The sequence below is a fragment of the Streptococcus sp. WM07 genome (assembly GCF_004570525.1).
GTDB lineage: Bacteria > Bacillota > Bacilli > Lactobacillales > Streptococcaceae > Streptococcus.
Window position 1 is genome coordinate 20,731 of record NZ_SPPZ01000017.1, and the last position, 6,703, is coordinate 27,433.

The following is a 6,703-nucleotide window of genomic DNA, read 5'->3' on the forward strand; positions in this document are numbered from 1 at the left end:
AAATGTTAGAATTTTTCAAGGAAAAAAATGAAAACCAAGTTAATTGTTATCATGGGGCCAACTGCGGTAGGTAAATCTGCTTTGGGAATTGAGTTGGCTCAAAAGTATAATGGGGAAATCATCTCAGGTGATAGTCAACAAGTCTATAGTGGACTGGATATTGGTACTGCCAAGGTTAGTAAGGCCGAACAGGAATTGATTCCTCATCATTTGCTGGACGTAAGAGAAGTCGATCAGGAGTATTCGGCTTTTGATTTTGTTCAAGAAGCTAAAATCAAGATAGAGGAAATCGTACAAAGAGGCGCCTTACCGATTTTGGTGGGTGGAACAGGTCTTTATTTACAGAGTCTCTTGGAAGGTTATCATTTGGGTGGGGATTTGGATCAAGAAGCTCTTTTAGCCTACCGCCAAGAATTAGAGGCCTTAGCGACTGAAACCTTATATGATTTGGTAAATCAGAAGGGGATCTCGATTCGAGAAATTAATCGGCGTCGTGCTATCAGAGTTCTCGAATTAGATAAATTTGGACAAAATTTGGTCAATCAAGAGCAAGATTTTGAAGCTCTTTTGATTGCACTGGACGACGAGCGTGAGCTTCTTTATCAAAGAATTAATCAACGAGTTGATCAGATGGTTGAGGAGGGATTGTTAGAGGAAGCGCATTGGCTGTATAAGAATCATCCCCATGCACAAGCAGTTCGTGGAATTGGATACAAAGAGCTCTTTCCTTATTTTGAAGGGGAGACTAGCTTAGAATTAGCCCTTGAAACGATTAAGAAGAATACTCGCCGTTTTGCCAAGAGGCAGTTGACTTGGTTTCGTAATCGCATGAATCCGAACTTCTTTGTAGTTTCAACTCCAAACTTTAAAGTTGAGATTCAGAAATTGATTGAGGATTTTTTAAATGATTAATACGGAAAAAGAACAAGAGCGAGTCCTCTTACTCGGTGTGGAACTACCGAAAATGGATCATTTTTTAATGTCCATGGAAGAATTAGCCCGTCTTACCCAAACCGCTGGAGCTAAGGTTATCAAAGAAATTGTTCAAAAAAGAGAGCGCCCTGATGCTCGCAGTCTGATTGGTAGTGGTAAGGTAGAAGAAATTAGAAACTGGATAGAAGCAGAAGAAATTGACAGTGTGGTTGTCAATAACCGGCTTACCCCTCGCCAGAATACTTATCTAGAAACACAGTGGGGTGTGAAGGTCATTGACCGGATGCAATTAATACTGGATATTTTTGCGCTAAGAGCTAAATCCTATGAAGGGAAGCTTCAAGTTCATCTTGCTCAACTCCAATATCTCTTACCACGCTTGGTTGGCCAAGGGATTATGCTGAGTCGTCAGGGGGGAGGAATTGGTTCCCGTGGACCGGGTGAAAGTCAGTTAGAGCTAAATCGACGTGCTGTGCGTAATCAGATTACAGATATCGAACGACAATTGAAGGCAGTTGAAAAAAACAGGAATCGGATTCGTCAAAAACGTCTGGCGAGTCCCGACTTACAAATAGGTTTAATTGGCTACACCAATGCAGGTAAGTCCACAATTATGAATATTCTTGGTGAAAGCCCCCAGTATGAAGCTGATGAGCTTTTTGCGACCTTGGATGCTGCAACCAAAAAAATTCATCTTGATCAACAATTACAGGCTACTTTGACGGACACAGTCGGTTTTATCCAGGATTTACCGACAGAATTAGTTGCTAGTTTTAAGTCAACGTTGGAAGAAAGTAGACATGTGGATTTGCTAATCCATGTGATTGATGCGAGCGATCCGTATCATGAGCAGGAAGAGAAAACAGTGCTTTCGTTGATGCAAGAGTTAGATATGGATCAGATTCCACGTATTACTCTTTATAATAAGTTGGATAGAGTCAATGATTTTGTCCCTACTCTGAATCCGTCTAGTAGTATTTCTGCCCATTCTCCTTCCGCTAAAGAGGAGCTAAAAGAAATTATAGTCAATAAATTGAAGGCCTTGTGGGAGCCTTTTGAAATTCGCTGGCCACTATCCAAACAATACAGGTTACACGAATTGGAAGAACTTGCTTTGATCGGAACTCTCGAATATGATCAAGCAGGAGTGTATGTTTCTGGCTGGATTGCTGAAAAAAATAAATGGAGATTAGAGGCTTTTTATGAATAAATGGATTGAACGTGCCATTTCATTGGGAGGTTATACCTCCCTTGATCGGAATTACCTTGAGCATGTCTTACAAGGAAAAACAGACAGCGAAATCCTAGCTTGGATTACTCCACCACCAAGTGTCTTGAATGCTTATTTTGCTGAGTTATATCAGAAAAAAGGTCCTAAAGAGGCTATGGATTACCTTTACGAAATGAGTCAGGCTTTTGATTTGTTTCAAAAAGATCCTTCCTTTAGGGAAGTTAGGCCATTTATTCGTTTAAATTTGTCTGGCAAGGCATATGGTCTAGCTCTTCTTGATGAGAGTGGTTTGGGACAGATATTTGCTCAAGTAGAGGAAGTTGTAACACCTGAATTACTGTGGGAAATTGCAACTATTTTTCCAGATCATTTGATTGGGTATGTTCAAGGCCGAATTATATTACGTCCACAAGTGGCACAGAAAGTGGTTGGAGAAGAGGCAGTGACTCCTTTAACGGATCGCTTGATGCTGAGTGATGGAAGTCAGAAGTTTAGTTCCTATAGTCAGGAAGATTTACTTGAACAATTAAACAAAGAAAAAGTTGAAACCCTCCTCTGGTATGGTTCCAGGGAACGTCAACTCATGGTAGTAATGGAGAAGAAAGAATGGACTTACAATTTTTAGGGACCAGTGCAGGTCAACCTTCAAAAGCCCGAAATGTTTCCAGTTTAGCCCTAAAATTGCTAGATGAAATCAATGAAGTTTGGCTTTTTGATTGTGGGGAAGGCACTCAGAACCAGATTCTGCATACCAGTATTCGCCCGCGCAAGGTCAGCAAGATTTTTATTACTCATCTGCATGGCGATCATATTTTTGGTTTACCTGGCTTCTTGTCTAGTCGGGCTTTTCAAGCTAATGAAGAACAGACCGATCTGGATATTTATGGTCCAGTGGGGATTCGAAATTATGTTTTAAATAGTTTACGTTTATCGGGTTCGCGTCTCCCATACCGCATCCATTTTCATGAGTTTGATTCAGATAATCTCGGATTGATTATGGAAACAGATCAGTTTAAAGTGTATGCGGATGCGTTAGACCACAGCATTTTCTGTGTAGGATATCGGGTTATTCAAAAAGATTTGGAAGGAACCCTAGATGCCGATGCATTGAAGCAAGCGGGAGTTCCTTTTGGTCCTTTATTTGGAAAAATTAAAAAAGGGGAAGATATTACTCTAGAGGACGGTCGCCTTATTAGAGCCAAGGACTATCTCTCCCCTCCTAGACCCGGTAAGGTGATTACGATTCTTGGTGATACTCGTAAAACAGATGCCAGTGTCCGCTTGGGGGTTGCATCTGATATCTTGGTTCATGAAGCTACTTACGGTAAGGGTGATGAAAAATTGGCACGCAATCACGGTCACTCTACCAATATGGATGCTGCTAAAGTAGCCAAGGAAGCTGGTGCCAAACGTCTTATATTGAACCATATTAGCCCACGCTTTTTGGCCAAGGATATTAGTCAAATGCGAGATGATGCTGCTAGCATATTTCCAAATGTTCATGTTGTCAAAGATTTAGAAGAAATTCCACTGTAGAGTAGGGGAGCTAGATGATAGAAGCAAAGTACGATTGGCAATTTCGACCAAAAGTCGAAGATCAGGATTTTATCGTGGAAGCTAAAACATTTGGTTTGGAAGAATCGGTTGCAGGCCTCCTTTACCAACGTGGAATCCAAAGCAAGGATGAATTAGAGGAATTTTTACAGCCAAATTTAGAGAATCTTTCTGACCCGTTTCTTTTTCAAGACATGGAAAAAGCGGTGGCTAGAATTGAAGAGGCCATTCAACATAATGAGTCAATTCTGGTCTATGGAGATTACGATGCTGATGGTATGACCAGTGCCTCCATTATGAAAGAAGTTTTGGAAGAAATGGGAGCAGAGGTTCAAGTTTATCTTCCGAATCGTTTTACGGATGGTTATGGACCTAATAAGAGTGTCTATAAATATTTCATCGAAAACCAAGATATTTCCCTTATTATTACGGTTGATAATGGTGTGGCTGGCCACGAGGCCTTGGAATATGCGGACCAAGTCGGGGTGGATGTCATTGTGACAGATCACCATGCACTACCAGAAATCTTGCCACCTGCCTATGCTATTATTCATCCTGAATTACCAGGGGATTCCTATCCGTTTCATCATTTGGCAGGGGTTGGAGTGGCCTTTAAACTGGCCTGTGCCTTACTCGGAGATGTAGTCCAAGATTTCCTAGATTTAGTAGCTATCGGTACCATTGCAGATATGGTACCTTTAGTGGGAGAGAATCGGATTCTAGTCTCCTACGGTCTTAAGATCTTGCAACAAACTCAACGGATTGGGTTGCAAGAATTGGCTGCAGTTGCCTCTCTGAAGCTGGATGAAGCCGATGAGGAGACGGTTGGTTTTCAGATTGCTCCTCGCTTGAATGCTTTAGGACGTTTGGATGATCCAAATCCAGCTTTAGAACTGCTTACAGGATTTGATGATGAGCTGGCTCACGAGTTAGCTCAGATGATTGATGCTAAAAATACAGAGCGTAAAGAGCTAGTTCAAACTATTTATGAAGAAGCGCGTGCCCAATTGGATCCGGAGGCTAGGGCTCAAGTTTTGGTGCAAGAGGGTTGGAATCCAGGAGTCCTAGGAATTGTCGCTGGTCGACTGTTAGAAGAAACGGGTCAGCCAGTACTTGTTTTGAGTAGTGATGGTACAAAGGCTAAAGGTTCTGCACGTAGTCCTGAATCAATTCATCTGTTTGAAGCCTTAGACCCCCATCGAGATTTGTTTCTAGCTTTCGGGGGGCATGCAGGCGCAGCTGGAATGACATTGGAATTGGAACAGTTACCAGCTTTAAAGGCTGTTTTAGAAGATTACATTGCTAGTCTTGGATTAGATTCCAATGAAAAGCCGGCCTATCAGGTGGATGAAACTTTAGATTTACAGAATCTCAGTTTAAAAACACTTGAACAGTTCCGGCAATTAGCTCCATTTGGAATGGAGAATCGGCAACCTGTTTTTTATATTTCTGATTTTCAGGTGGAAGCTACTAGAACTATGGGACAAGGAAATGCCCACCTCAAACTAAAGATATCTCAAGGTGAAGCAGAGTTTGAGGTTGTTGGTTTTGGTTATGGACATTTAGCCTTAGAGTTTTCACAGTCTAAGAGACTTGAGCTTTTAGTGACCTTGTCCGTAAATCAATGGAATGGCCAGACCAGTCTTCAATTAATGATGGTAGATGCAAGGATTGAAGGTTTACAGCTTTATAATATTCGTGCGGGGAAACTGCCTTTACCGGATTCTGTTCCAGTTTTAGAATTTACGGAAGATTTCCCAACTAATATTCCAGAAGCAGCTGCTTACGTTTTAGACCAGTTGCCGGAAACCGTGGAGCCCTTAGCTCGCTTTGTGCAAGAACGACAACCACAGGTTTTTTATTTTAAAAACACTATTCAAGAAGCTTATTATTTAACGGGTATAGGTACGAGAGAGCAATTTGCTCTGTTGTATAAGACTATTCGGCAGGTTCCAGAGTTTGATGTGCGCTACAAATTAAATGATCTGGCGACTTATTTAAAAATCCAACGCCCACTTCTGATCAAGATGTTGCAAATTTTTCAAGAGTTGGAATTTGTTACCATTGAAGATGGCGTTCTTAAGGAAAATCCAAATGTTGTTAAACGGTCTATCGAGGAGAGTAAGGTTTATCAAAACTTGAAAGATTTAGCTCGTTTTCAAGAAAAAATGGCCTTAGATTCTGTTGAGGATATCTATGACTATTTGCTGCATTTTCCCCTAGAAAAATCCTAAACCTAGATTTATTTGTGATGCACTTCTAGCTATTGTGATAGAAGTATGGTAGAATGGGTTGTAAAAACATTTTGATAGAAAGTCTATTATGAACTTAAAAGATTATATTGCTACAATTGAAAATTATCCGCAAGAAGGGGTAACCTTCCGTGATATCAGTCCTTTGATGGCTAATGGGAATGCCTATTCTTATGCAGTTCGGGAAATTGTTCAATACGCGACTGATAAGAAGATTGATATGATTGTAGGTCCTGAAGCACGTGGATTTATCGTGGGTTGTCCGGTTGCCTATGAACTTGGTATCGGTTTTGCTCCTGTACGGAAGCCCGGCAAGCTTCCACGTGAAGTGATTTCTGCAGACTATGAAAAAGAATATGGACTTGACACCTTGACAATGCACGCAGATTCCATTAAGCCTGGTCAACGTGTCCTCATTGTGGATGATTTATTGGCGACTGGTGGAACTGTTAAAGCGACCATCGAAATGATTGAGCGTTTAGGGGGTATTGTTGCAGGTTGTGCTTTCCTAATTGAGTTAGATGACTTGAAGGGTCGCGAGGCTATTGGCGATTACGACTATAAAGTTCTTATGCATTACTAATCCAAATCTTCTTGAAGTTTTCTGGTTCTTTGTCAAGTTGTGTGGAATCCTTGAAAACTGACAATGTAGAATAAAGACAATCTTCTTCCTCCCCTCCTTAGAGGGGAGGGATTTTTAGATAGAGTGGACAGCAGGAGTCTGCATCCAGTA

General features: G+C 41.2%; 6 protein-coding genes. All 6 read left to right on the top strand.

Translation table 11 applies throughout. The features are described 5' to 3' along the window. Positions 1 to 27 precede the first annotated feature (27 nt). The 6 genes from miaA to E4T71_RS03480 all read left to right on the top strand — a co-directional run bounded on the left by miaA (position 28) and on the right by E4T71_RS03480 (position 6,553). Positions 28 to 912: a tRNA (adenosine(37)-N6)-dimethylallyltransferase MiaA gene (miaA, locus tag E4T71_RS03455; protein WP_135036860.1), complete on the top strand. Its 885-nt coding sequence runs from the start codon at positions 28 to 30 to the stop codon at positions 910 to 912. After that, entirely contained in the window at positions 905 to 2,143 is a 1,239-nt protein-coding gene (hflX, locus tag E4T71_RS03460; RefSeq protein ID WP_135036863.1) for a GTPase HflX, read from the top strand. Before miaA ends, hflX begins: the two co-directional genes overlap by 8 nt. Beyond that, a complete protein-coding gene (locus tag E4T71_RS03465; protein ID WP_135036866.1) occupies positions 2,136 to 2,789 on the top strand; it encodes a cystathionine beta-lyase in 654 nt (217 codons plus the stop codon). The genes hflX and E4T71_RS03465 overlap by 8 nt, the downstream gene beginning before the upstream one ends. Beyond that, entirely contained in the window at positions 2,771 to 3,700 is a 930-nt protein-coding gene (gene rnz, locus E4T71_RS03470) for a ribonuclease Z (RefSeq protein ID WP_135036869.1), read from the top strand. Before E4T71_RS03465 ends, rnz begins: the two co-directional genes overlap by 19 nt. A 14-nt stretch (positions 3,701 to 3,714) precedes the next feature. Beyond that, entirely contained in the window at positions 3,715 to 5,952 is a 2,238-nt protein-coding gene (recJ, locus tag E4T71_RS03475; protein WP_135036872.1) for a single-stranded-DNA-specific exonuclease RecJ, read from the top strand. Between the two features lie 88 nt (positions 5,953 to 6,040). Next, entirely contained in the window at positions 6,041 to 6,553 is a 513-nt protein-coding gene (locus E4T71_RS03480; RefSeq protein ID WP_135036875.1) for an adenine phosphoribosyltransferase, read from the top strand. Positions 6,554 to 6,703: the final 150 nt, after the last annotated feature.

What these genes read in the sequence shown, in the direction of transcription:
- hflX (WP_135036863.1), top strand. Translation starts at nt 905, where the DNA reads ATGATTAATACGGAAAAAGAACAAGAGCGAGTCCTCTTACTCGGTGTG.
- rnz (WP_135036869.1), top strand. Translation starts at nt 2,771, where the DNA reads ATGGACTTACAATTTTTAGGGACCAGTGCAGGTCAACCTTCAAAAGCC.
- E4T71_RS03465 (WP_135036866.1), top strand. Translation starts at nt 2,136, where the DNA reads ATGAATAAATGGATTGAACGTGCCATTTCATTGGGAGGTTATACCTCC.
- miaA (WP_135036860.1), top strand. Translation starts at nt 28, where the DNA reads ATGAAAACCAAGTTAATTGTTATCATGGGGCCAACTGCGGTAGGTAAA.
- E4T71_RS03480 (WP_135036875.1), top strand. Translation starts at nt 6,041, where the DNA reads ATGAACTTAAAAGATTATATTGCTACAATTGAAAATTATCCGCAAGAA.
- recJ (WP_135036872.1), top strand. Translation starts at nt 3,715, where the DNA reads ATGATAGAAGCAAAGTACGATTGGCAATTTCGACCAAAAGTCGAAGAT.